The organism is Photorhabdus sp. HUG-39, assembly GCF_963878365.1.
Taxonomy (GTDB): Bacteria; Pseudomonadota; Gammaproteobacteria; order Enterobacterales; family Enterobacteriaceae; genus Photorhabdus; species Photorhabdus kayaii.
Genome location: NZ_CAWNWY010000114.1, coordinates 1 through 661 on the forward strand (window position 1 = coordinate 1; position 661 = coordinate 661).

Annotated in this window: 1 pseudogene; it reads right to left on the bottom strand. The window is 34.8% G+C overall.

The annotated features are described in order from the left end of the window. Positions 1-193, bottom strand: a pseudogene (locus tag AAC155_RS24270) (SAM-dependent methyltransferase); the annotation flags it as partial. Positions 194-661: the final 468 nt, after the last annotated feature.

The window sequence follows — 661 nt, forward strand, 5'->3', positions numbered from 1 at the left end:
GCGGGGGATTATAGGAATCTGGATCTGCTACCAGCAGAATTTGCCCCGGTTTCAGGAATCGGTAATTTGAATTTAATGCCATAAAATAGCGAGCCGCTTCGCTATTTGAATGGCTGAATAACAGACTTGCTTGAAAACTCAATCCTCCCGGTTGCTGTACGACACAGAAACCGGGTTGAATGTTTCTTTTCATATACCCTATTTGTTCCGCTAGTGGCTTTTAACATGCTGGCTCAACGTTAGATAACATCACTTAATCAGATAATCGAATTATCTTCAACATATAGTAAACGGGTCTATAATCTCTATAGAGTGAGAATTCATAGGGGGTTAGGTGATGGATAAATTCAATCTGATGCTGTCCGTTGATATTGATTAATTTATGGTTTTTTCTATACTAAAGTATAGAAATAGTGAAAGAAGTTCGTTTGTATATTTGGCCTGACTACAAGCCTGCAATATTTACATTTATATAAGATAACTAACGATTAATTACAATTCTCTTATTGAAATTACAATTCTTTTATTGAAATTAAAGGAAAATAACTCAGAATGAGAACTTGAACATAAGGTAAATTAAGTAGGTATAGTTATGGCAAATATGATTTATGTGACGATAAAAGGTGAATCTCAGGGGCTTATTTCTCAAGGATGTTCGACT